The sequence below is a fragment of the Chromobacterium sp. HL1 genome, assembly GCF_057418835.1.
Window position 1 is genome coordinate 4,961,584 of sequence record NZ_CP162399.1, and the last position, 23,673, is coordinate 4,985,256.

Sequence of the window (23,673 nt, forward strand, 5' to 3'; positions counted from 1 at the left end):
CATGACGCAAATGACCCCGCAGGAAATCGTCCACGAGCTGGACCAACACATCATCGGCCAGAACGCCGCCAAGCGCGCGGTGGCGGTGGCCTTGCGCAACCGCTGGCGCCGTCAGCAGGTGGCCGAGCCGCTGCGCAGCGAAATCACCCCCAAGAACATCCTGATGATAGGCCCCACCGGCGTGGGCAAGACCGAGATCGCCCGCCGCCTGGCCAAGCTGTCCGGCGCGCCCTTCATCAAGATAGAAGCCACCAAGTTCACCGAGGTGGGCTATGTCGGCCGCGATGTGGACACCATCATCCGCGACCTGGTGGAAGTGGCGATCAAGGACACCCGCGACGCCGCCATCAAGCGCAACCGTCCGCGCGCGGAAGATGCGGCCGAAGACCGCATCCTGGACGTGCTGCTGCCGCGCCCGCGCCAGCAGGCCGGTTTCTTCGGCGGCGAGCCGGAAGCGGAGGCCAAGCCGGAAGACGGCTCCACCCGCCAGAAATTCCGCAAGATGCTGCGCGAAGGCGCGCTGGACGATAAAGAGATCGAAATCGAAATCGCCGCGCCGGCGGCGCAGATGAATGTGATGGCCCCGCCGGGGATGGAGGATTTCGCCAGCCAGCTGCAAGGCATGTTCCAGGGCATGGGCTCCGGCAAGAAACAGACGGCCAAGATGAAGGTGACGGAGGCGCGCAAGCAGTTGATCGACGAGGAAGCCGCCAAGCTGGTCAACGACGAGGAACTGCGCGCCGAAGCGCTGAAGAACGTCGAGCAGAACGGCATCGTGTTCCTGGACGAGATCGACAAGGTCACCAGCCGCAGCGAAGGCCAGGGCGGCGCCGACGTCTCGCGCGCCGGCGTGCAGCGCGACCTGCTGCCGCTGGTGGAAGGCACCACTGTGTCCACCAAGTACGGCATGGTCAAGACCGACCACATCCTGTTCATCGCCTCCGGCGCCTTCCAGCTGTCCAAGCCGTCGGACCTGATCCCGGAACTGCAAGGCCGTCTGCCCATCCGCGTTGAACTCTCCTCGCTGACCGTGGACGACTTCAAGGCCATCCTCACCAGCACCAACGCCTGCCTGACCCGTCAGTACCAGGCGTTGATGGCCACCGAGGGCGTGGAACTGGAGTTTGCCGAATCCGGCATCCAGCGTCTGGCCGAGATCGCCTGGCGGGTCAACGAAAAAACCGAGAACATCGGCGCGCGCCGTCTCTACACCGTGATGGAAAAGCTGCTGGAAGAAGTGGCGTTCGACGCCAAGGCCGGCCGCTGCGAGATCGACGCCGCCTATGTCGACAGCAAGCTGGAGCAGGTGGCCGAGCGAGAAGATCTGGCGCGTTACGTGCTCTGATCCACTCCTTATATATTGAAACGCGAACGGCGGCCGATGGCCGCCGTTTTTGCATCCGCCTCAGCGCGTCTCACAGGCCGGCTTGGCGGCGGCTGGCATGGCCGCCAAATCGCGGAACGCCTCCGGGTGATGCCGCCAATACCAATCCTTCACCTCCTCGTGGTCCAGCTCCAGGAAAGCCTTCAAGCCCGGCAACAGCAGCATGGGCAGCACGGTGGCCAAATGCAGCAACGCGAAGATCAGATAAACCCGGTCCAGCGGCAGCACATGCAGCAGCGCTCCGGCCAGCGCCGGCCCCAGCATCGAGCCTATCTTCACCAGCATCACATTGATGGCGGAAAAGCGCGCGCGGTAATTCTCCGGCACCGCCAGCGTGCGGTGGGTCTGGCCGATCAGCTGGTTCAGCGCGAACATCAGCCCCATCACCGCGAAACAGGCCAGGATCAGCCAAGGGTTGTCGCTGAGCGCCACCACCAGCATCAATACACCGCAGACCAGCATGCCGAGGGTGCGCGCCTGGTAACGGCTGAAGCGGCGCAGCAGCACATGGGTGAACCATAGCGAACCCAGCAGCATGCCGGCGCTGATCGCCGCCTCGCAACCGCCCAGCCAGGCGGCGGACAAACCCAGCGCATGCAGCTTGACCGGCAGCAAGGTGGTCACCAGCGGCATGAAGGCCACCAGGGTGATGAATACCGCCAAGGTCCAATAGCGTTCCAGCGGAATGCGCCAGCGCGCGTACAAGCCGCTGCAGATATCTTCCAGCCAGGGGCTGCGGACGGCGCCTGCCGCGCGCGGCGGCACGCGCACATATAAGGAGGCCGCGGCGGCCACCACCAGCAAGAAGGCATAGGCCAGCAGGGTCAGGGTGGGCGAGGTCGCCGCCATCAGGCCGCCGCCCAAGACCGGGCCGATCAGATTGCCCGCCGACTGCGAGCTTTTCTGCAAGGACAGCGCATCGCCCAGTCTGGCCGCCGGCACCATCTCGGCGGCGATGCTCAGCATGGACGGCAGCACGATGGACCAGGCCAGCATGGCCAGCGACTCCACCGCAATCACCCAGCCGATGCGATACCAGCCCATGGCCGCCATCAGCGCCAACAGCAGGGCGCTCAACATCGCCAACAGCATGCCGCCGCCTATCAGCCGGTTCTTGGGCAGGCGGTCGCCCAAGGGCGCGGTCAGCGGCAGCGACAGCAACATCACCAGCGCGGTGATCGAGCCGAACCACGCCATATCGCGCGCGCCGCCGGATTGCACCACCCACCAGCTGATGGCGACGTAACCGGCGCCCATCGCCAGCCCGCTCAGCACGTCGCTCAGCATCAAGGCGTAAAACGGCGCGGGCAGGCCCTCCAATCGTTGACGCAAGGTTTGCTGCATGAGGAGGGCTCCTGGGCGGTGGGGATGCGCTTAGCTTAACAATTAATGACTAAGGCATAAAGTCTGCGTCGAATAATTTGCCGAAAAGCGGGTTTTTCGGAAAAAATGGGGAAAATCTGCCCGCTTTCGCAGCTTATCTGCCGACGACAACAAGCTGGGAAGCCTTGTTTTCCGGCTTGCCCAAAAGTTCTTGTAAAATCCTTTATGGAGAATATTCATTTAAATCATTGACTTAGGTTGTGATATCTTAAAAATCCTCTCTTTTTTCAAAATAGGTGTTGACGGAGCGGGGGCTGTAACGTATATTTCACCTCCTCAGCAGACAACGCAGCGGCGGAAACGAAACGCAGCGACCTGCACCGATCTTTAACAGAACGAATAACCGATAGGTGTAAGTGCTCGGTCGATGACCAAACACTTGCACTGCAAGACGAGAAATGTCTCGATGTTTCTTTGATCTTGCGTGCCAGAAAATTTGCTTGGAATTGAACTGAAGAGTTTGATCCTGGCTCAGATTGAACGCTGGCGGCATGCTTTACACATGCAAGTCGAACGGTAACAGGGTGCTTGCACCGCTGACGAGTGGCGAACGGGTGAGTAATGCATCGGAATGTACCGTGTAATGGGGGATAGCTCGGCGAAAGCCGGATTAATACCGCATACGCCCTGAGGGGGAAAGTGGGGGACCGAAAGGCCTCACGTTATACGAGCAGCCGATGTCTGATTAGCTAGTTGGTGAGGTAAAGGCTCACCAAGGCGTCGATCAGTAGCGGGTCTGAGAGGATGATCCGCCACACTGGGACTGAGACACGGCCCAGACTCCTACGGGAGGCAGCAGTGGGGAATTTTGGACAATGGGCGCAAGCCTGATCCAGCCATGCCGCGTGTCTGAAGAAGGCCTTCGGGTTGTAAAGGACTTTTGTCCGGGAGCAAATCCTAGTGGTTAATAACCGCTGGGTCTGAGAGTACCGGAAGAATAAGCACCGGCTAACTACGTGCCAGCAGCCGCGGTAATACGTAGGGTGCAAGCGTTAATCGGAATTACTGGGCGTAAAGCGTGCGCAGGCGGTTGTGCAAGTCTGATGTGAAAGCCCCGGGCTTAACCTGGGAACGGCATTGGAGACTGCACGACTAGAGTGCGTCAGAGGGGGGTAGAATTCCGCGTGTAGCAGTGAAATGCGTAGAGATGCGGAGGAATACCGATGGCGAAGGCAGCCCCCTGGGATGACACTGACGCTCATGCACGAAAGCGTGGGGAGCAAACAGGATTAGATACCCTGGTAGTCCACGCCCTAAACGATGTCAACTAGCTGTTGGGGGTTTGAATCCTTGGTAGCGTAGCTAACGCGAGAAGTTGACCGCCTGGGGAGTACGGCCGCAAGGTTAAAACTCAAAGGAATTGACGGGGACCCGCACAAGCGGTGGATGATGTGGATTAATTCGATGCAACGCGAAAAACCTTACCTGGTCTTGACATGTAACGAACGCCGCAGAGATGTGGCGGTGCCCGAAAGGGAGCGTTAACACAGGTGCTGCATGGCTGTCGTCAGCTCGTGTCGTGAGATGTTGGGTTAAGTCCCGCAACGAGCGCAACCCTTGCCATTAGTTGCCATCATTAAGTTGGGCACTCTAATGGGACTGCCGGTGACAAACCGGAGGAAGGTGGGGATGACGTCAAGTCCTCATGGCCCTTATGACCAGGGCTTCACACGTCATACAATGGTCGGTACAGAGGGTCGCGAAGCCGCGAGGTGGAGCCAATCTCATAAAACCGATCGTAGTCCGGATCGCACTCTGCAACTCGAGTGCGTGAAGTCGGAATCGCTAGTAATCGCAGATCAGCATGCTGCGGTGAATACGTTCCCGGGTCTTGTACACACCGCCCGTCACACCATGGGAGTGAGTTTCACCAGAAGTGGGTAGGCTAACCGTAAGGAGGCCGCTTACCACGGTGGGATTCATGACTGGGGTGAAGTCGTAACAAGGTAGCCGTAGGGGAACCTGCGGCTGGATCACCTCCTTTCTAGAGAAGGTTGTTGATCGAGTACTTACAGCCTATCGGTTATTCGCGAGTTTGAGTCTCGCGATCAGAGTGCTTGGATGAGTACTGTGATCGCGTTGTTTGAACGCACTGATCTTTAACAAACTGAAGAAGCCGAATATATAAAGACGGCGAGAAGGAAACGTAGAGTTAACTCTTTACGTGGACGGATCGTCATCTTGGGTATTTGATTGTATCTAGGCTACGTCGCCATATCAAAAGGGGCGGTGTAGTCGTCGCACAAACACACTTGTTGTTTTGGTGATCTAGGTTACTGAAATGATAGGGTCAAGCGACTAAGTGCATCTGGTGGATGCCTTGGCGATCATAGGCGAAGAAGGACGTGTAAGCCTGCGAAAAGCGCGGGGGAGCTGGCAATAGAGCTTTGATCCCGCGATGTCCGAATGGGGAAACCCCTCCGCAAGGAGATCCCAGACTGAATCCATAGGTCTGAGGAGGCGAACGCAGCGAACTGAAACATCTAAGTAGCTGCAGGAAAAGAAATCAACCGAGATTCCGTTAGTAGTGGCGAGCGAACGCGGAAGAGCCTGTACGTGTTATGGATTGTGTTAGTGGAAGGTTCATGGAAAGGACCGCCATAGTGGGTGATAGCCCCGTACACGAAAACGCATTCCAAGGACTAGGCGTACGATAAGTAGGGCGGGACACGAGAAATCCTGTCTGAAGATGGGGGGACCATCCTCCAAGGCTAAATACTCATGATCGACCGATAGTGAACCAGTACCGTGAGGGAAAGGCGAAAAGAACCCCGGGAGGGGAGTGAAATAGAACCTGAAACCGGATGCATACAAACAGTGGGAGCGGACTTGTTCCGTGACTGCGTACCTTTTGTATAATGGGTCAGCGACTTACGTTCAGTAGCGAGCTTAACCGAATAGGGGAGGCGTAGGGAAACCGAGTCCGAATAGGGCGATTTAGTTGCTGGGCGTAGACCCGAAACCGAGTGATCTATCCATGGCCAGGATGAAGGTGCGGTAACACGCACTGGAGGTCCGAACCCACTAGTGTTGCAAAACTAGGGGATGAGCTGTGGATAGGGGTGAAAGGCTAAACAAACTCGGAGATAGCTGGTTCTCCCCGAAAACTATTTAGGTAGTGCCTCATGTATCACTTCCGGGGGTAAAGCACTGTTATGGCTAGGGGGTCATTGCGATTTACCAAACCATGGCAAACTCTGAATACCGGAAAGTGCGAGCATGGGAGACAGACGGTGGGTGCTAACGTCCATCGTCAAGAGGGAAACAACCCAGACCGCCAGCTAAGGTCCCAAATGATCAGTTAAGTGGTAAACGAGGTGGGAAGGCATAGACAGCCAGGATGTTGGCTTAGAAGCAGCCATCATTTAAAGAAAGCGTAATAGCTCACTGGTCGAGTCGTCCTGCGCGGAAGATGTAACGGGGCTCAAACTGATAACCGAAGCTGCGGATTTGCACGTAAGTGCAGATGGTAGGGGAGCGTTCTGTAGGTCTGTGAAGGTGTCTCGTAAGGGATGCTGGAGATATCAGAAGTGCGAATGCTGACATGAGTAGCGATAAAGCGGGTGAAAAGCCCGCTCGCCGAAAGCCCAAGGTTTCCTACGCAACGTTCATCGGCGTAGGGTGAGTCGGCCCCTAAGGCGAGGCTGAAAAGCGTAGTCGATGGGAAACGGGTTAAAATTCCCGTACTTTTATGCAGTGCGATGTGGGGACGGAGAAGGTTAGGTCATCAGACTGTTGGAATAGTCTGTTTAAGCCGGTAGGCTGGGGTGGTAGGCAAATCCGCCGCCCCTTAAGGCCGAGACGTGATGACGAGGGTCTACGGACCTGAAGTGACTGATACCACGCTTCCAGGAAAAGCCACTAAGCTTCAGCTGCATAAGAACCGTACCGCAAACCGACACAGGTGGGCAGGATGAGAATTCTAAGGCGCTTGAGAGAACTCAGGAGAAGGAACTCGGCAAATTGATACCGTAACTTCGGGAGAAGGTATGCCTCTTAGAGTGAATCCCCTGCGGGAGGAGCTTTGAGAGGTCGCAGAGAATCGGTGGCTGCGACTGTTTAACAAAAACACAGCACTGTGCCAACACGAAAGTGGACGTATACGGTGTGACGCCTGCCCGGTGCTGGAAGGTTAAGTGATGGGGTGCAAGCTCTTGATCGAAGCCCCAGTAAACGGCGGCCGTAACTATAACGGTCCTAAGGTAGCGAAATTCCTTGTCGGGTAAGTTCCGACCCGCACGAATGGCGTAACGATGGCCACACTGTCTCCTCCTGAGACTCAGCGAAGTTGAAGTGTTTGTGAAGATGCAATCTCCCCGCTGCTAGACGGAAAGACCCCGTGAACCTTTACTGTAGCTTTGCATTGGACTTTGAACAGACTTGTGTAGGATAGGTGGGAGGCTATGAAGTGGGAACGCTAGTTCTCATGGAGCCGTCCTTGAAATACCACCCTGGTGTGTTTGAGGTTCTAACCTTGGTCCGTGATCCGGATTGGGGACAGTGCATGGTAGGCAGTTTGACTGGGGCGGTCTCCTCCCAAAGTGTAACGGAGGAGTTCGAAGGTTACCTAGGTACGGTCGGAAATCGTGCTGATAGTGCAATGGCAAAAGGTAGCTTAACTGCGAGACCGACAAGTCGAGCAGGTGCGAAAGCAGGACATAGTGATCCGGTGGTTCTGAATGGAAGGGCCATCGCTCAACGGATAAAAGGTACTCCGGGGATAACAGGCTGATACCGCCCAAGAGTTCACATCGACGGCGGTGTTTGGCACCTCGATGTCGGCTCATCACATCCTGGGGCTGTAGCCGGTCCCAAGGGTATGGCTGTTCGCCATTTAAAGTGGTACGTGAGCTGGGTTCAAAACGTCGTGAGACAGTTTGGTCCCTATCTGCAGTGGGCGTTGGAAGTTTGACGGGGGCTGCTCCTAGTACGAGAGGACCGGAGTGGACGCACCTCTGGTGTACCGGTTGTGACGCCAGTCGCATTGCCGGGTAGCTAAGTGCGGAAGAGATAACCGCTGAAAGCATCTAAGCGGGAAACTCGCCTGAAGATGAGACTTCCCTGAGGGCTTGACCCTCCTGAAGAGTCGTTCGAGACCAGGACGTTGATAGGTCGGGTGTGGAAGCGCTGTGAGGCGTTAAGCTAACCGATACTAATTGCTCGTGAGGCTTGATCCTATCATTTGAGTGGCTTGGGAAACCGAGTGACGAGATAGTGGTTGTGCGACACAATTGAATACCGAATATATGTGGGTTGATCGAGTATCGACCTAGGCTTCTTCAAGTTTGTACCAGTTTATGTCTGGTGGCCATAGCGAGGTGGTCCCACGCCTTCCCATCCCGAACAGGACCGTGAAACGCCTTAGCGCCGATGATAGTGTGGCATTCGCCATGTGAAAGTAGGACACCGCCAGACGCCCCATTGCAAAGCCCAGCTCACACGAGCTGGGCTTTATGCATTGTGCTGTTGAACGGCGACACGGAAGCCTCCCCTAAGGGAGGCTTTGTTATGTCCGGCCGTCAGTAATAGCTGACCACTAGTTGGCCGCGCGGCTTGTCTTTGGGCGTGAGGATATTGAAGCTGCGCAGCTTGTCGCTGCGATCCAGGTCGTAGCCTTTGGCGGCGACCTGGCTGCTGGCTAGGGCGTCGGCGTTGGCGCGCACCGGCAGGTTCTCGCCGTTGGCCGCGAGGGCCTGGATATGGACCGGCGCCTTGCATTTGCCGACTTCCAGCCGGCTGGGGCCGTTGACGCGGCTGGGCGCGTCGAGCGCCAACGGGCATTGGGCTTCGACGATGCGGCCGCTGAAGGTGATGACCCCGCCGTCGGCGTGAGCAAAAGACGACAGCAACAGGAAAGCCATGGCGGCGAGAGGCGCTGGATGTGTCATGTGGATACCCCGTTTGATCTAGTGACGTTGCGCTCAGCGGTCTGTGGCCGCTGTGGTGGTGTGGCCTTCTAGGTATAGGCGGTATCCGGATTGATTCCAGGAAAAAATTAATATATTAAAACTATATTTAATAGAAAATTACTATAAATGTTTTAAATCAAGCCTTTATTGGATTGAGTTTGTTTAAAGTCTGAGTCAGAAAAGCCGCTCTCCGGTTTTGGAGGAGCGGCTTTTTTCATGGGCGCGGCGGGGCGTGCTCAGCCGGTCTGCCCGGCGCGTTGCTCCAGCTCCCTTTGGCGTTCCGTCTTGATGATTTTGTAGATCCATTGCAGCGATACGCCGTAGCGACGCGCCAGTTCGGCGTGGTTGCCGCCGGTGAATTCGCCGTAGATCTGCTGGTCGCGCAGAGAGGACTGATAGGACAAGCCGATGGGGAAGTAGATGTTCTGTCCGCCCCAGTGTTTGGCCATGCGTTCGGCGATTTCCTGCCCCAGTTGCTCCGCTTGTTGTTGTTCGGTGTTGGCGAGCTGTTTCAGCGTCATGGCTACGTGCTGGGCCAGGTCGACGAGCAGTTCCGGTCCTTTGCTGCGAAAGCGTGCTTGCATGGCGTTGTCCTTTGGCGGCGGTATCGATGACGGCCATTATCGCCGTCTTCGCGCGCGCGGCCCGGATGACGGCTGTCAGCGCCGGCGCGGTCCGGCTTTCTGTAAAGAGGGTTAAAAGACCGCAATGGGGACGATGGCGCATCCTTGCCCTCGTTCGATGGCCAGGCGTCGTCGGCAACCGTCCTTGCGAGTGATCTCGCCTTTCTTCCCACGATGTCCAGGAGCCCGCCCGTGGCCAGCACTTCCCAAATCGTTGACGCGCTGTTGGCGCGTTTGCGCGGCGTTTTGCCGTCATTGAGCGTCGAGCATTGCGCCGCGCCGGCCGATTACCGGCTTGAACATCCGCAAGGCGCGCTCTTGTTGAGCTATCGAGGCAGCCAATTCGCCTTGCCGCGCGATGTGGCCGGCGTCTGCCAGCTGCGTACGCTGCAGTTGGAGCTGACGCTGCTGCTGCGGCGCGCCGGCGCGCAAGTCAACGATACGGAAGCGCTGGACGCGGCGCGGCGCGCCTGCCTGGGATTCTCCGCGCCGGATTGCCGACCCGCCTGTCTGTCGAGCGAAACCTTTTTGGGCTTCAGCGACGGCATCGCCCGTTACGCCATTTCGCTGGCCGCCGACACCTTGCAGGTGGCGGAGGCGGCCCCGGGGCATGAGCCTGTGTTAACCGCAGTCACTAAGGAGGAGCAAGCATGAAGTATTTGTATTCCGGGCCGATCAGCGGCGTCACTTTGGCCGACGGCCAGGAAATCATGTTGTTTCCCGGCGCCGAGGTGGAGATGCCGGAACAGCACGATTACACCCGCGTGCTGTTGGCCTTGCAGCATCTGAGCCCGTTGCCGCAAGCGGCGGCATCGACGTCCCCTAGCGCTGAACAAGGAGCTTGAGCATGGCAGCCAATTATCTGCATGGCGTGGAAACCATTGAAGTGGAACGCGGCGCGCGCCCGGTGCGCACCGTCAAATCGGCGGTGATCGGCCTGATCGGCACCGCGCCGCTGGCGCCGGAAGCGGCCAATACCCCGGTGTTGTGCCTGTCGGAAAAAGACGGGGCGGCCTTTGGCCCGCAGCTGGCCGGCTTCACCATTCCGCAAGCGCTGAACGCGATCTACGATCACGGCGCCGGCACCGTGGTGGTGATCAATGTGCTGGACCCGGCGCTGCACAAGAGCTCGGTCGCCGGCGAGGCCATGACGCTGGACGCGGCCACCGGCCAGGGCAAGACCGCCAAGGCGGCGCTCTTGAACGTGACGGTGAAGAGCGCCGACGGCGCCACCGCCTACGTGGCCGGCACTGACTACCTGCTGGACGCGGTCAACGGCAAGATCACCCGCCTGAAGGACGGCGCCATCGCCGCCGGCGCCGGCCTGAAAGTCAGCTATGACTACGCCGACCCGGCCAAGGTCACCGCCGCCGACATCATCGGCGCGGTCAACGCCGCCGGCAACCGCACCGGCCTGAAGGCGCTGCAAGACACCTATAACCGTTTCGGCTTCTTCGCCAAGCTGTTGATCGCGCCGGGCTTCTGCACTCAGAACTCGGTGGCCAGCGCGATGGCGGCCATGGCCGACAAGCTGGACGCCATCGCCTATGTCGACGCGCCCATCGGCACCAGCTTCGCCCAGGCGCAAGCGGGCCGCGGCCCGGCCGGCGGCATCAACTTCAACACCTCCAGCGACCGCGTTCGCCTGTGCTATCCGCACGTCAAGGTGTTCGACCCGGCCACCAACGACACCCGTCTGGAGCCGCTGTCGGCCCGCGCCGCCGGCCTGCGCGCCAAGGTGGACAACGACAAGGGCTTCTGGTGGTCCAGTTCCAACCAGGAGCTGGCCGGCGTCATCGGCGTGGAGCGCCAGCTGACCGCGATGATTGACGATCCGCAGTCCGAGGTGAACCTGCTGAACGAGCAGGGCATCACCACGGTGTTCTCCAGCTTTGGTTCGGGTTTCCGCCTGTGGGGCAACCGCACCGCCGCCTGGCCCACCGTCAGCCATATGCGCAACTTCGAGAACGTGCGCCGCACCGGCGACGTGATCAATGAGTCGATCCGCTATTTCAGCCAGCAGTTCATCGACATGCCGCTGAACCAGGCCACCATCGACGCGCTGGTGGAGTCGGTGAACGGCTACGGCCGCAAGCTGATCGGCGACGGCGCGCTGCTGGGCTTCAAGGCCTGGTTCGACGTGGCGCGCAATCCGGAGACCGAGCTGGCCGCCGGCCATCTGCTGATCAGCTACAAGTACACGGTGCCGCCGCCGCTGGAACGTCTGACCTTTGAGACCGAGATCACCTCGGAATACCTGTTGAGCCTGAAGGGAGGCAATTGATCATGGCAGGCAAGATTGAAATCAACCGCATCACCAACGCCAACATCTACATCAACGGCAACTCGCTGTTGGGCCGCGCCGAGGAGATCAAGCTGCCGGACGTGTCCGCCATCATGCAGGAGCACAAGGCCTTGGGCATGGTAGGCAAGATCGAGCTGCCGGCCGGCTTCGACAAGCTGGAAGGCGAGATCAAGTGGAACTCCTTGTACAAGGACGTGGCCAAGATCATCGCCAATCCGTTCCAGGCGGTGCAATTGCAGGCCCGCTCCAGCATCGAGACCTACGGCGCGCAGGGCCGCTTGCAGCAGGTCAGCCTGGTGACCTTCCTGACCGTGATGTTCAAGAAGAACCCGCTGGGCACCTACAAGCAGCATGAAAACGCCGATTTCAGCTCTTCCTTCTCCGCCACCTACATCAAGCAGGTCGTGGACGGCGAGGACGTGCTGGAGCTGGACTACCTGGCCAACATCTTCCGGGTGGGCGGCAACGACATGCTGGAACTGTACCGTCGCAATATCGGCGGTTGATGGAGGGCCGGCCGCCGGCCGGCTTGTTTCTCTCTTTCCGCGCGGACGAGGCTGGACCCGGCTTGGCTGGGTCCGCCGGAGCCGCGGGGAGGCGACCGGCGGCTTCAAGCCTTTCCCTAAAGGGCTTTAACAGACCCGACGGGCCGTAAACCGGACAATGAAGCTCATCAACCACGCAGCCCGCGACCAAGGAGCTCACATGAAGATCAAACTCAAATACCCGTTCACCAACGCCGCCGGCGAACGTCTGGACAGCCTGGACATCAGCCGCCTGAAGCGCGCGGATCTCAAAGCCGCCAGTCATCACAGCCAGGACGACGCGGACCAGGAGGATTTCCTGTTCGCGCGCATGACCGGCCTGACGCTGGAAGATATCGACCAGCTCGACATCGCCGACAGCCGCGCGCTGGCGGACTGCTTTCGCGACATGGTGGGCGTCTCCGACGACGCTTAAGGAATTCGACGAAGCGCTGCTGACCGTGCTGGGCCTGCCGCCGTCGGAAATCGACGCGCTGGCGATGGACGACTACTGGTTTTGGTGCGAGGTGGCGGAGCGAGAGATCCAGCGCCGTCACGAGCGCGAACAGCAGTGGCTGGATCGAGACTGATTTTTCCTGCGCCGCGCGTCCGCGCGGTCCGGGGCCGGCCCGTCCGTCAGGACGCCCGCCGGCCCCACCCGGAGCCGCCGGAGCTGGTTTGGCGGCCTTCCCCTCATACTCACAGGCTAACACCATGGTAAGCGAGTTTTTCATCGGTCTTAAGGTGGGAGCGACGCTGTCCGGGGTCTTCGACAACGCCTTCCGTTCCGCCCGCGCCTCCTTGGACGAACTGGGCAAGACCAGCTTGCGCCTGCGCGACCGCCAGCGCGAGCTGAGCGACAGCGTGGAGCGTTCCCGCAAGGCCTTCGCCGCGCTGGATCTGCCGCAGCTGGAACGGGATCACCGCAAGCTGGAATTGACGCTGGACCGCTTGCGCCGGCGTCACGACGCCTGGCTGGACAGCGTCAAGCGCGGGCAGGGCGTCAAGCTCGCCCTGCCCGGCGTGTCCCAGGTCAGCGAGATGGTGGCCAAGTGCCGCGTCGAGCTGCAGGCCTCGGTGAAGGTCAAGGCGGTGATCGAAGTGGAACAGCGGGTGCTGGAAAGCCAGGAGCGGCAAAAAGACGCCACCTGCAATCCGCGCCCGCCGACCGTGCCCAAGCGCCCGACCCCGCGCGGGGACGGCGGCGACAAGTCCAAGGACGCGCCGCCCGATCTCGAATCCACCCTTCAGCGTCTGCGCACGCCCGGCATCCAGCGATGGATAGGCGTGGCCGACGCTGTTCAGCTGTCCTCGCGCTGGCTGTCCGACGCCGCCGGCAAAACCCACGAAGTCTTGTCCAAAGGCCTGGGCAATAAGGCCTTGCGCTATGTGCACGGCAAGCTCAATCCCTTGCTGGGCGGCAAGCTGCCTAGCGTGGACGCCATGTTGGGCGCGCTGGAAAGCACCCGCGACGCCGGCGACACCGTCGCCAAGGGCGCGGCCAGAGTGGGCCAGGCGCTGCGCCGCTACGCCGACACCCCGGGCAGCGTGCTGGCCAAGATCGCCGCCGCCAGTGAGACGCTGCTGAAAGAAGACGGCGCCAAGGCGGCCCAGCCGGGCAAGGCGGGAGGCGCGGCGGCCAAAGGCAAGGCCGGCGGCGGCAAGATCCGTTCCGCCATTCGTCTATTGCAAGGCCTGCCGGCGCCGGACGCCACGCCCCTGATCGAATTCAACGACAAGGTGGGCAGCATCAGCCGCGATGTGGCCAAGGCGGCCGGCACCGTGCACAAGACCTTGTCGCAAGGCATGGGCAACAAGGCGCTGCGCTATGTGCACGGCAAGCTCAACCCCTTGCTGGGCGGCAAGCTGCCCAGCGTGGAAAGCCTGCTCGGCTCGGTGAAAGAGCTGGAGGACGGCGCGACCAAGGCCGGCGAGATCAGCGACAAGGTGGGCAAATCGCTGCGCCGTTACCAGGACACCAAGGGCGGCTTGCTGAGCAAGCTCTGGGCCGCCGGCAGCGAATGGTTCAAGGAAGACAAGCCGGGCGCCACTCAGAGCGAGACGGACAAACCCGGAAGCAGCCAGAGCCAGACGGACAAGCCCGGCGGCTGCATGGAGGCCAAGCCCGAGAACTGCTGCTGTTGCTGCCAGCCGGCCACGCGCGACATCGACAAGCCCGGCGACGGCATGGACCCGGATCGGGACGAACGTCGCAAGAAAGAGAAAAAGGACGGCCGGCGCGAGCGCGGCCGCAAAGAGCGGCGACCCAGGCCCAAGCCGCGTCCCAAGCCCAGCCCGAAACGGAGGCCAAGCCCGCAGCCGAGACCGAGCCCCAGACGGAGCCCGCGTCCGCGGCGGCTGCCCAAGGGCCGCGGCCTGCCAGGCGGCATCGGCGAAGCCTTCCGTCGCGGCGCGGTGCTGGCCAAGGCCGGAATCAAAGGCTTGGGCAATGCGCTGAAGCAGGTGCCCGGCATGCTGCGTAGCGGTGCGCAGAAAACCGGGGACTGGCTCAAGAGCCTGCCGGGCAAGGCCAAGGCCGGCGCGCAGAGCGCGGCCAGGGCGGCGGGTTCGGTGGCCAGCCGCGTCGGAGCGGGGCTGAAGCGCCTGCCCGGGCTGGCGCGCGGCGGCATCGGCGGCGCGGCCAAGCTGGCCAAGGCGGCGGCCCAGCGCGCGGCGCCCTTGTTGAAGGCCGGCGCCGGCGTGGCCAAGGCCGGGTTCGGCATCGGCAAGGAAGTGTTCAAGCGCACCGGCGGCTTGCTCAAGGCCGGCGTCGCCGGTTCGGTGATCACGGCGTTGGAGGCCGGCCAGGAGGCGTGGAACGTCAGCAAGTCCAATCGCAGCCAGACCGAGAAGAACAAGGAGTACTGGAAGATAGGCGGCAAGGCCGGCGGCTCCATCGGCGGCGCGGCGATGGGCGCGGCCATAGGCAGCATGATTCTGCCCGGCGTCGGCACCTTGGTGGGCGGCGTCATCGGTCACTTCGCCGGCAAGTACGCCGGGGAATGGGCCGGCGGCAAGGTGGGCCAGGCCATTCACGGCGCGCCCATGCCCGGCAAGGCCAAGCAGCCGCCCGCCGCGCCGCCTGCCGCCGCCCAGCCGCCGTCGCGGCCGCCCAAGGTGGACTTCGGCGCGTCGGCGGGCAAGCGCGGCGGGGTCGGCGCGGAAGTGACGGCCAGCGTCTCGGTGTCCGCCCAGGCGGAAGTGCGCGCCCGGCAGCTGCAAGGCCTGCAACAGGGCGGCGCGGCGGCCAAGTCGCCGGGCAAGAGCGCCGGCGGCGGCATGAACGTCACCTTCGCGCCGCACATCACCGTCACCGCCAGCGCGGCGGCCACGGTCAAGCAGCAGGTGCAACAGGCGGTGCAGCTGTCCTACGTCGAGTTCGAACGCCTGATGCGGCGCTACGAGGCGGACAGGCAACGGCGCAGTTACAGCGCCCGCGCTTGAGAACCGGCGTGCGATTCAGCTGCGCTGCGTGAGACGTGGCACGGTGAGTACACCTTCGAAATGCTCATGTCCCTCTCGACCATTTCGTGTCTCGCTCTTGCTCGCAGCATCGTACCCGGGCTTTCTAAAAGCCGCGGAGCCTGGCGCGCTCGCGCGCCGGGTTCTCTTTCCACCCATTCGGAGGGCAACCCATGTACGCGGTACTGGGCAATATCGAGTTTGATCTGATCAGTTATTTCGACGGCCTGGAACAGCGCAGCGGCAGCGACTTCGCCGAACACGGCCGCATCGGCGGCAAGCCGGTGCTGCAATTCGTCGGCGACAAGCTGGACGAAATCCGCATCGACCTGGTGCTGCACGCCGCCTACTGCCAGCCGGACGAGGAGCTGCAAAAGCTGCAGGCGGCGCGCCTGCAGCACCAGGCCTTGGCCTTGGTGTTGGGCAACGGCGACTACAAAGGCCGCTTCGTCATCGCCGAACTGCAGAGCACCGGTCGCCAGACCGACCGCAGCGGCAGCCTGTTGGCGGTGGAGGCCCAGCTCAGCCTGCGCGAGTACGGCGGCGACGCGCCGCCCAAGCCCAAGCCGGCGCTGGCCAAGGCCGCCGCCAGCCTGCCCGCGGGCAAGCTCAAGCTGCCGGCCGGGTTGGAGCGCTTCAAGGCCGACATCGCCGGCCTGGCCAAGACCGTGGCCCAGGTCAAAAGCGTGGTGGGCAAGGTCAAGACCGTGATCAACACCGCGCGCGAACTGCGTCAGCTGGCCGGCCGAGACCCGGCCGCGGCGCTGGAAAAGCTGCCCGGCCTGCTCAAGGAGGTGCAGGCGCTGGCTCCCGGGCTGCAAGTCAGCGGCGAGCAGATGGCCAAGTTCGAGCAATACAGCAAGCTGGCCGGCGACGCGGTGCGCGTGGGCCAGAGCCTGCAGCAGGCCAAGCTCAATATGACGGCGATGGGCCGGCTGCTGGCCGGCACCCAGGCCGGCCAGGTGCTGGACAAGCTGGCCGCCTGCGAAGAAATCAACGGCCGCTCCGAGGTGGCCTTGCGCGAACTGGCCGAGCCGCTGGCCGGCCTGGCCGCCAAGGCCGCGGTGCGGCGCATCCTGAGGTGAAGCCATGTTCCTGAATCATGTGACTCAAGAAAACGAACGCTGGGACCAGATCGCCTGGCGTTATTACGGCGACGTCGGCCAGATGGCGCAGCTGATCGCCAACAACGCCCACATTCCCATAGGCGAAACCCTGCCCGCCGGCCTGATCCTGGCCGTTCCGGTGCTGGAGGCCGCGGACAGCGAGGCGCTGGAGCAACTGCCGCCGTGGAGGCGCTCATGAGCGACAGCCGCGCGCAAGAGGTGCCGACGCCGGCCTTCGAACTCAGCTACAACGGCAAATCCATTACCGCCGACATCGCTCGCCACGCGCTCAGCGTCAGCTATACCGATCACCTGAGCGGCGAATCCGACGAGTTGGACGTGGAATTGGAAGACGTGGACGGCCGCTGGCTGGACGGCTGGTATCCGGACAAGGGCGCCACGCTGGCGCTCAAACTGGGCTATCGCGGCGCGGCGCTGGTGGCGGCGGGCAGCTTCGACATTGACGAAGTGGAATACCGTTCGCCGCCGTCCACCGTGCGCATCCGCGCGCTGGCCACCGGCGTGCAGCACCCGCTGCGCACCAAGAACGGCCGCGCCTATGAGCAGATCACGCTGCAAGCGCTGGCCCAGCGCATCGCCAAGCGCCACCGGATGAAGCTGCAGGGCAAGATCGAGACGGTGAACATAGACCGGCTGACCCAGTACCACGAAACCGATCTGCAATTCCTGCAACGGGTGGCGGACCAGCACGGCTACGTCTGCAAGGTGATGGACAACAACCGCAAGCTGGTGTTTTGGAAGCGCAGCGACCTGATGCGGAGCGCCAGCGTGCGCCGCTACACCCCGGCTCAGCTGATGGCCTGGCAGGCCCAGGACCAGCTCAGCAAGGTGCCGGCCCAGGTGGACGTCAGCTATCACGACCCGGCCAAGCGCGCGCTGCGCACCGCCAGCGTGCGCGCCGACGCCAAGGCGCCGGGCGGCAAGGCCAGCAGCGCGGACACCGTCAAGCTCACCCGCAAGGCCGCCGGCAAGCGCCAGGCCGAACAGATGGCGGCGGCGGAGCTGGAGCGCCGCCAACTGGACCGCACCCGCATGTCCATCACCGTGGACGGCTCGCCGCAGCTGGCCGCCGGCAGCAATATCGATCTGGACGGCTTCGGCAAATTGTCCGGCCGCTACCAGATCCAGCGCGCCAGCCACCGCATCAGCCGCCAGGACGGCTATGTGTGCGAGCTGGAATTGAAACGGGTGAGCGCCGGCGCCGCCCAAAACCCGCAAAAAGAGAGGAGCAAGCCATGATGGACGTACCCCTGCCGGAAGCGCTGGCCACCCTCAAGTTCGGCAGCGTCTCCGCCGTGGACGCCAATACCCAGCGCGTCCGCGTGCGGCTGCCGGAGTTGGGGCGTCTGCGCACCGCCTGGCTGCCGGTGCTCAGCCGCAAGAGCGGCCGCGACAAGGACTACTGGCTGCCGGACATCGGCGAGCAGGTGGCGGTGCTGCTGGACGCGCGCGGCGAGGACGGCGTGGTGTTGGGCGCCATTTTCTCCGCCGCCGACGCGGTGCCGGTGGCCAGCGTCGATAAATGGCATCGCCGCTTCGCCGACGGCGCGACGCTGGAATACGACCGCGCCGCGCATCAGCTCACCGTCAGCGGCGGGGTGCAAAAAGTGGTGGTGGAGGCCGGGGCGGAAATCGTCCTCAAGGCGGGGGCCAAGGTCAGCATAGACGCGCCGGCCACCGAGATCAGCGGCACCTTGCTGGTCAAGGGTCTGCTCACCTATCAGGGCGGCCTGAACGGTTCCGGCGGCAGCGGCGCCAGCTTCTCCGGCAACATCAGCCAGAGCGGCGGCAGCTTCAACAACGCCGGCGGCGACGTGGTGGCCAGCGGCAAGAGCCTGGCCGGCCATGTGCATCCGGCGCCGGGCGGCATGACGGGCGGGCCGGTGTAGGCGCGGCGCTTTAGCTGGGCCGCGGCGTCAACAAGCCAGCCCCGACGGATCTCTCCGTCGGGGCTGGCTTGCGTGTTGAATCAATCCCTTAGAGCAAGCGGTTCAACTCGCTGGCCGCATTCAGCTGCATCGCATGCAGCGGTTCCAGCATGAAGGCGAGGTGCTGGTCTTGCGTTCCGCCGTCTGCGCTCTGCCACAGCAGTTGCAAGGCCGCGCCCAGGCTGCTGTTGGCGGCGTCCAGTTCCAACAGGTGGCGGCTGGCGATCTGGCGTATGGATTGGCGGCAGCGGCTCAACTCGTCTATCACCGCGTCCAGCACGCCCAATTCCGTATGTTGCTGACGCAGCGCCTGCAATTGGGCGATGGCCTGCCCCAGCTGACGCGTGGCTTGGCCTTCGGCGGCGGAGGGGAGGGAGGAGAGGGCCATGATGAGGTTTCCAATTGATGTCGGCGCAGCCTGTCCGGGACCGATCGGAAGCGGGCAAGTCCATGGCGGGGCGGCTGCCGGCCTGCGCGGGCCGCGTTCCCGGCGTCGGGAAAGCCGGCGCGTCGTGGATTGTCGTCCAGCGCCGAGCTTGGGGTCAAGGCCGGGAAGAGGACTGTCGCGCCCGCGTCGTTTTAGTCCGCATTTCACATTTTCCTTTGCGACTGATCCGCCGCCGGCTATAACCACACTTACAAGTCATGATAAAAGCATGTGTTTTTATGTGTGTTAATACTAAGTGACTATACGTAGTGCGCTGCATCAGGGAGGGCGGGTCAGCCGCCCGTGAAGCGGCGCCGTCCGTAGCGCGTCGGGCAGGAAGCGGCGGCCAAGGGGGCGGATGGCACCGGGGGTTCCAATACAAGGAGCACGATCGATGTCATTGCAACAGTCTGTCACCGCCAGCGCGCGCTGGGGGTGGCTGCTTCTGGCCTGCGTCGCCGCCGGCGCCCAGGCCGCCGACATGCCGGAGGCCTCCGCGGCCGCCGCGCTCAAGGCCTTGAAAAGCACGCCGGCTGGGCGTCACAGCTACTACACCGGCGGCGTGCACAACACCGTAGGCTGTCTGTTGCCGGGCAGTTGCGTCTATCCGCGCAAGCCCGGCGAACCCAGCGATCCGCTGTTCCCCGAGTGGTGGGTCAGCGATTGGACCATGTATCGCATCTTCAATCAGGCGGCGATCCAGCAATACCCGCCGCCGTACGCCTCGCCGCCGGCCGGCATGAGCGAGGGTCAGGACTACGAAAAGTCCTACGGCGCCAGCTACTACGACGCCAGCTATGTGCCGGCGGACGGCGACGGCCGCGGCGCGATGATGGAACACTATGAAAAACGCTGCCTGCCCATCTTCCCCGGCAGCAACCAGTACAGCTGCTCCTTCGTGTCCTTGGGCAACAAGGCTTATTTCCTGCGCTACGCGGACCGGCCCAAGGGCACGCCGCAGTGCTGCCAGTTCTCCTTGGACAATCACCCGCCGCGCCGCGACTTCATCAAGCATCTGCCGTACAACGCCGAGCAGAGCACGCACCTGAACGGCAGCGTCCAGGCGTACTCGCGGATAGTGCAGCCGGGCAGCATCCTGTTCGGCTACGCCTTCTACAAGCAAGCGACCCGCGACGGCGGCAAGGGCGCGCCGTACCGGCACCCGCAGTCCTTCTTCTTCTCTGGCGATCCCGGCTCTCCGCCGGACGCGCCCATGGTCAGCCAGAACTACAGCAACTTCCGCGCGCAGAAGCCGGATCCGAAACGGACCTGGCTCAAAGTGGCCGAGATGTGCCCGGCCAAACCGGAATGGTGCTGCCTGTTCGCCACCGATTGCCCGGACAAGGGCAAGACCGACGCGCCGGCGGCCGACAAGGCCAACGCTCAACCCGACCCGAGTTGGGCCACTTTGCAGCCGTAAAGGAACCGCCATGAGTTATCTCGACTCTCCCCGCATTCACTTTTCCGGCTACTTCCAGTCGGACGTGTCCACCGTCAACAACAATGTCTGTTATTACGATTCCGACGCTTTCAAGGAGGAATACCAGCAGTTGTCCACGACCGGCGGCGACGGCGGTTGGAACCCGCAGGGCACCGCCATTTTCCGCTTCGTCAGCTGCAGCGTCACCGGCGCCAGCCTCAACGGCAAGCCGGTCACCAGCAGCGCGCAGGACCCCATCATCGGCATGGCGATGGAAAACGCCGATTGCCGCGCGCCGGGCAAAATGGCGGACCTGGACCCGCAGCAGCAAATGGTGTCCCAGATCTGGGCCTTGCAAGTGCGGCTGACCGACAATGTCGAGCGCGCGTTGTTCATCGGCGACATGCTGCCGGTGGGCTTCATGAATCTGTGGCAGCGCCAGCAGCAGGGCATCCGCTCGGACCAACTGCTGGCCGCCAACTACCAGTCCATCCTGGAAAACGTGCAATGGCACGGGCACAGCCACTCGCCGGTGCTGGAGGCGCTGCGCAAGGCCAGCCAGCACGGACTGCTGGCCATCGAGTTCAATCTGTTCGGCTACGGCCGCGACCCGTCCATTCCCCGCTATACCCAGGGCCATATCGTCGGCACCATCGGTCCTTACCACGACCGCGAACCCCGGCACTTCGTCATGGGCCGGCAAATGACCGCGCAGCTGGACCCCAACCCCAATGAATATCCGATGGTGCCCTCCGGCGGCGTCTACAGCTTCCAGTGCCAGAACCACCCGGAGCGCCAGACGCTGACCGCGGACTTCGGCAACGCGCTGCCCATCGTCGACGCCAGCGGCGCCTTCGTCGACATGGGCACCTTGACGCTTGGGGTGTTGAAACAGCCGGCGCATGCGCCGATCAGCGGCAATCTGCCCAAGGACCAGGTCATCGTGCTGGGCCAGGTGGCCTACGACCCGCCGCAGCCGGGCGCGGCGGCCAGCGACGAGCCGTCCGAGTGGTATCGCCAGACCGCGGCGATCCAGGACTTCGATTACTCGGCCATCCCCGGCGCCAGGCAGGCGCTGGAAGCTTGCCCTGTGTTGCTGCTGGCGCCGTCCGGCGGTGTGTTCCAGGTGCTGGTGCAGGAGTCCATCGACGGTCTCTATGTGCGTTCCGACGAACACGTGCTGCGGCTGAACGCCGGCCAGCAGCTGCCGGTCAGCTTCTTCGCCAGCCGCTACGGCAAGCCGCTGTCCGCGCAGGTGAACGTGGAACTGCTGCCCAACGGCGCCACCCTGATGGGCGGCGGCCAACCGTTGCCGCCGTCGCCGCCGCACAACAAACCGGTGCTGCCGCCCAGGATCAGCGTGCCGGCGGACGCGGTGCACTATCCGGCCTGTTTCCACACCAACGACAATGGCCACGGCCGCGCGGAGATAGGCGCGATTCCGGCCGGACCGGGCAATCCGCGCGGCTATATCGACGGCCAGTTGTACGGCATCGGCTACCAGCTGCAGCATCAGCCGCAGGGCTATGTCAGCAATTACTGGAACTTTGTCAGCGTACTGGCCTTCAACCGCGTGCCGGTGCCGGAACACCCCACCTGGTACGACGATATCCGGCCCATCTTCGTCCAGTACGGCAACCTCTATCCCATCATGAGCAAATACGTGGTGGACCTGGGCGATTACGACTCCGTGGTGCGCCATGTGGACATCCTCAAACTGGCGTTCGCCCTGCCGATGAGCGACCCCAATCACATGCCGGTGACGCGCGACCTGTCCGAAGACAAACGCGCCATCATCCTCAAGTGGCTGAAGCAGACCGACGCTCAGGGCAAACCGCTCAAGGGCGCGCCGCCGGCCAAGGCCGCCGTCCTGCCCGCGCCGCAAGCGGTGGACACCGACGCGGTGGCGGTGAGCCTCGACGCCTTGCAAGTTGCCGGCAAGACCGCGGTGGTGATGCAACGCCAGGCGCAGCGCAAAGCCGCGCCGTCCAAGGATTGAGGGAGAACAGGCCATGATTCGCTTGCAACGCAGCATCATCCACGGCATCCGCGCCGCCAAGACCGCGGCCGAACTGCACTACTACCTGCAAAACGCGGTGGAACTGGAGCACGCCACCATCCCGCCCTATCTGACCGCGATGTTTTCGCTGAAGCCGGGCTACAACGAGGAAATCCGCCAGCTGATCCACAGCATCGTGATGCAGGAAATGCTGCACATGTGCATCGCGGGCAATATTCTGATCTCCATCGGCGGCCACCCGCAGATCAACAAGCCGCCGTTCATCCCCAAGTATCCGGGGCCCTTGCCGATGTCCATCGGCGGCGATGACTTCATCGTGGGCATCGAGCCCTTTTCCAAGGAGTTGGTGTTCAACACCTTCATGGTGATCGAGGAGCCGGAAGACCCGGTGCCGGTGGAAACGCCCAAGCTCGCCGCCGAGGACGAGCCGGACTACGCCACCATCGGCGAGTTCTACGACGCGATCAAAAAGAAGATCAAGGAACTGGGCGACGGCATCTTCATTCCGGCCACCGTGCCCAAGCAGGTGCTGGGCTGGTTTTCGCCGGAGCGGCTGTTCCCCATCAAGGACATCGCCAGCGCCCTGCACGCCATCAACATCATCATCGTTGAAGGCGAGGGCACCAGCACCAATCCGAACCAATCGCCGGGCAACCCGGCGCACTACTACAAGTTCGGCGAAATCTACTACGGCCGCCGCATCGTCAGCACCCCGGACGGCGGCTACGCCTACGCCGGCGCGGAAGTGCCCTACGACCCGGCCGGGGTCTACCCCATGGTGTCCAATCCGCAGGATTACGACTACCAGGACAACACCCAGGCCAAGGTGAGGGTGGAGGCCTACGCCTACAGCTACAGCAGCCTGCTCAACGCCCTGCACCAGGCTTTCAACGGCGAGCCCAAGCGCATCGACACCGCCATCGGCCTGATGTACGACCTCAAGGTGCAGGCGGTCAGCCTGATGGAGACCCCGGTGGCGCCGGGCAGCGCGCAGACGGCCGGGCCCAGCTATCGCTACGTCAACACGCAAGGAGGCATGGACACCAGCGATTAAACGCGTCGGCGGAGGAGTAGCGCCCAAGCGGTCCGGTTAGCGCCGGACCGCGTTTGCCGTCTCTTCCGCCTCGTCGGCGCGCCGCGCGAGGATGTCGCGGCGCGCGG

The 23,673-nt window shown here is 62.6% G+C and carries 19 protein-coding genes and 3 rRNA genes; 18 read left to right on the forward strand and 4 right to left on the reverse strand.

Annotation, left to right across the window (positions count from 1 at the left end; genetic code table 11):
• Position 1: 1 nt before the first annotated feature.
• Positions 2-1,345 carry an ATP-dependent protease ATPase subunit HslU gene (hslU, locus tag AB1Z25_RS22755; RefSeq protein WP_486636230.1) on the forward strand — a complete coding sequence of 448 codons (1,344 nt, stop codon included), beginning with the start codon at positions 2-4 and terminating at the stop codon, positions 1,343-1,345.
• A gap of 60 nt (positions 1,346-1,405) precedes the next feature.
• On the opposite strand, the gene AB1Z25_RS22760 is transcribed toward hslU, so the two are convergent.
• Positions 1,406-2,728: an MFS transporter gene (locus tag AB1Z25_RS22760; protein WP_486636231.1), complete on the reverse strand. Its 1,323-nt coding sequence runs from the start codon at positions 2,726-2,728 to the stop codon at positions 1,406-1,408.
• Positions 2,729-3,215: 487 nt separating this feature from the next.
• Between AB1Z25_RS22760 and AB1Z25_RS22765 the strand changes: the two genes are divergently transcribed.
• From AB1Z25_RS22765 to rrf, 3 genes are all read left to right on the forward strand, one after another.
• Positions 3,216-4,751: ribosomal RNA gene (locus AB1Z25_RS22765) — 16S ribosomal RNA — on the forward strand.
• 304 nt (positions 4,752-5,055) lie between these two features.
• Positions 5,056-7,944: ribosomal RNA gene (locus AB1Z25_RS22770) — 23S ribosomal RNA — on the forward strand.
• A 123-nt stretch (positions 7,945-8,067) separates the two neighbouring features.
• Positions 8,068-8,182 (forward strand): 5S ribosomal RNA (gene rrf, locus AB1Z25_RS22775).
• The 16S, 23S and 5S rRNA genes sit together here, the layout of an rRNA operon.
• Positions 8,183-8,286: 104 nt before the next feature.
• Here the strand turns inward: rrf and AB1Z25_RS22780 are convergent.
• Positions 8,287-8,655 carry a hypothetical protein gene (locus AB1Z25_RS22780; RefSeq protein ID WP_253315574.1) on the reverse strand — a complete coding sequence of 123 codons (369 nt, stop codon included), beginning with the start codon at positions 8,653-8,655 and terminating at the stop codon, positions 8,287-8,289.
• Positions 8,656-8,912: 257 nt separating this feature from the next.
• Positions 8,913-9,260, reverse strand: a complete 348-nt coding sequence (locus tag AB1Z25_RS22785; protein ID WP_107801535.1) for a Mor transcription activator family protein — start codon at positions 9,258-9,260, stop codon at positions 8,913-8,915.
• A 231-nt stretch (positions 9,261-9,491) separates the two neighbouring features.
• Between AB1Z25_RS22785 and AB1Z25_RS22790 the strand changes: the two genes are divergently transcribed.
• The 11 genes from AB1Z25_RS22790 to AB1Z25_RS22840 all read left to right on the forward strand — a co-directional run bounded on the left by AB1Z25_RS22790 (position 9,492) and on the right by AB1Z25_RS22840 (position 18,606).
• Complete coding sequence (locus tag AB1Z25_RS22790) at positions 9,492-9,953, forward strand: Gp37 family protein (protein WP_158274406.1); 462 nt, start codon at positions 9,492-9,494, stop codon at positions 9,951-9,953.
• The gene (locus tag AB1Z25_RS22795) at positions 9,950-10,144 is read left to right on the forward strand and encodes a hypothetical protein (protein ID WP_486636232.1); all 195 of its coding nucleotides are present in this window, start codon (positions 9,950-9,952) and stop codon (positions 10,142-10,144) included. The genes AB1Z25_RS22790 and AB1Z25_RS22795 overlap by 4 nt, the downstream gene beginning before the upstream one ends.
• Positions 10,145-10,146: 2 nt before the next feature.
• Positions 10,147-11,583 (forward strand): phage tail sheath subtilisin-like domain-containing protein, encoded by a 1,437-nt coding sequence (locus tag AB1Z25_RS22800; RefSeq protein ID WP_486636233.1) that lies wholly within the window; start codon positions 10,147-10,149, stop codon positions 11,581-11,583.
• Between the two features lie 2 nt (positions 11,584-11,585).
• Complete coding sequence (locus AB1Z25_RS22805) at positions 11,586-12,110, forward strand: phage major tail tube protein (protein ID WP_043592621.1); 525 nt, start codon at positions 11,586-11,588, stop codon at positions 12,108-12,110.
• Positions 12,111-12,309: 199 nt separating this feature from the next.
• Complete coding sequence (locus AB1Z25_RS22810) at positions 12,310-12,564, forward strand: phage tail assembly protein (RefSeq protein WP_107801531.1); 255 nt, start codon at positions 12,310-12,312, stop codon at positions 12,562-12,564.
• 25 nt (positions 12,565-12,589) lie between these two features.
• Positions 12,590-12,718, forward strand: coding sequence for a GpE family phage tail protein (locus AB1Z25_RS22815; protein WP_191186169.1), 129 nt, complete (start codon positions 12,590-12,592; stop codon positions 12,716-12,718).
• Positions 12,719-12,842: 124 nt separating this feature from the next.
• Positions 12,843-15,572, forward strand: a complete 2,730-nt coding sequence (locus AB1Z25_RS22820) for a hypothetical protein (protein WP_486636234.1) — start codon at positions 12,843-12,845, stop codon at positions 15,570-15,572.
• 191 nt (positions 15,573-15,763) lie between these two features.
• Positions 15,764-16,675 (forward strand): phage tail protein, encoded by a 912-nt coding sequence (locus tag AB1Z25_RS22825; protein ID WP_227106019.1) that lies wholly within the window; start codon positions 15,764-15,766, stop codon positions 16,673-16,675.
• 4 nt (positions 16,676-16,679) lie between these two features.
• On the forward strand, positions 16,680-16,895 hold the full coding sequence (locus tag AB1Z25_RS22830; RefSeq protein WP_107801528.1) for a tail protein X: 216 nt from the start codon (positions 16,680-16,682) through the stop codon (positions 16,893-16,895).
• On the forward strand, positions 16,892-17,956 hold the full coding sequence (locus AB1Z25_RS22835) for a phage late control D family protein (protein WP_253315578.1): 1,065 nt from the start codon (positions 16,892-16,894) through the stop codon (positions 17,954-17,956). Before AB1Z25_RS22830 ends, AB1Z25_RS22835 begins: the two co-directional genes overlap by 4 nt.
• On the forward strand, positions 17,953-18,606 hold the full coding sequence (locus AB1Z25_RS22840; protein ID WP_227106023.1) for a phage baseplate assembly protein V: 654 nt from the start codon (positions 17,953-17,955) through the stop codon (positions 18,604-18,606). The genes AB1Z25_RS22835 and AB1Z25_RS22840 overlap by 4 nt, the downstream gene beginning before the upstream one ends.
• 88 nt (positions 18,607-18,694) lie before the next feature.
• Here the strand turns inward: AB1Z25_RS22840 and AB1Z25_RS22845 are convergent, their stop codons facing one another.
• A complete protein-coding gene (locus AB1Z25_RS22845) occupies positions 18,695-19,033 on the reverse strand; it encodes a hypothetical protein (protein WP_107801526.1) in 339 nt (112 codons plus the stop codon).
• Positions 19,034-19,466: 433 nt separating this feature from the next.
• Between AB1Z25_RS22845 and AB1Z25_RS22850 the strand changes: the two genes are divergently transcribed.
• From AB1Z25_RS22850 to AB1Z25_RS22860, 3 genes are read left to right on the forward strand one after another with little or no spacing between them, the layout of a single operon-like run.
• Positions 19,467-20,492, forward strand: a complete 1,026-nt coding sequence (locus tag AB1Z25_RS22850) for a hypothetical protein (RefSeq protein WP_107801525.1) — start codon at positions 19,467-19,469, stop codon at positions 20,490-20,492.
• A 10-nt stretch (positions 20,493-20,502) separates the two neighbouring features.
• The gene (locus AB1Z25_RS22855; RefSeq protein ID WP_235085440.1) at positions 20,503-22,491 is read left to right on the forward strand and encodes a hypothetical protein; all 1,989 of its coding nucleotides are present in this window, start codon (positions 20,503-20,505) and stop codon (positions 22,489-22,491) included.
• A 13-nt stretch (positions 22,492-22,504) separates the two neighbouring features.
• Positions 22,505-23,566: a ferritin-like domain-containing protein gene (locus AB1Z25_RS22860; RefSeq protein WP_227106029.1), complete on the forward strand. Its 1,062-nt coding sequence runs from the start codon at positions 22,505-22,507 to the stop codon at positions 23,564-23,566.
• The last annotated feature ends 107 nt before the right edge of the window (positions 23,567-23,673 follow it).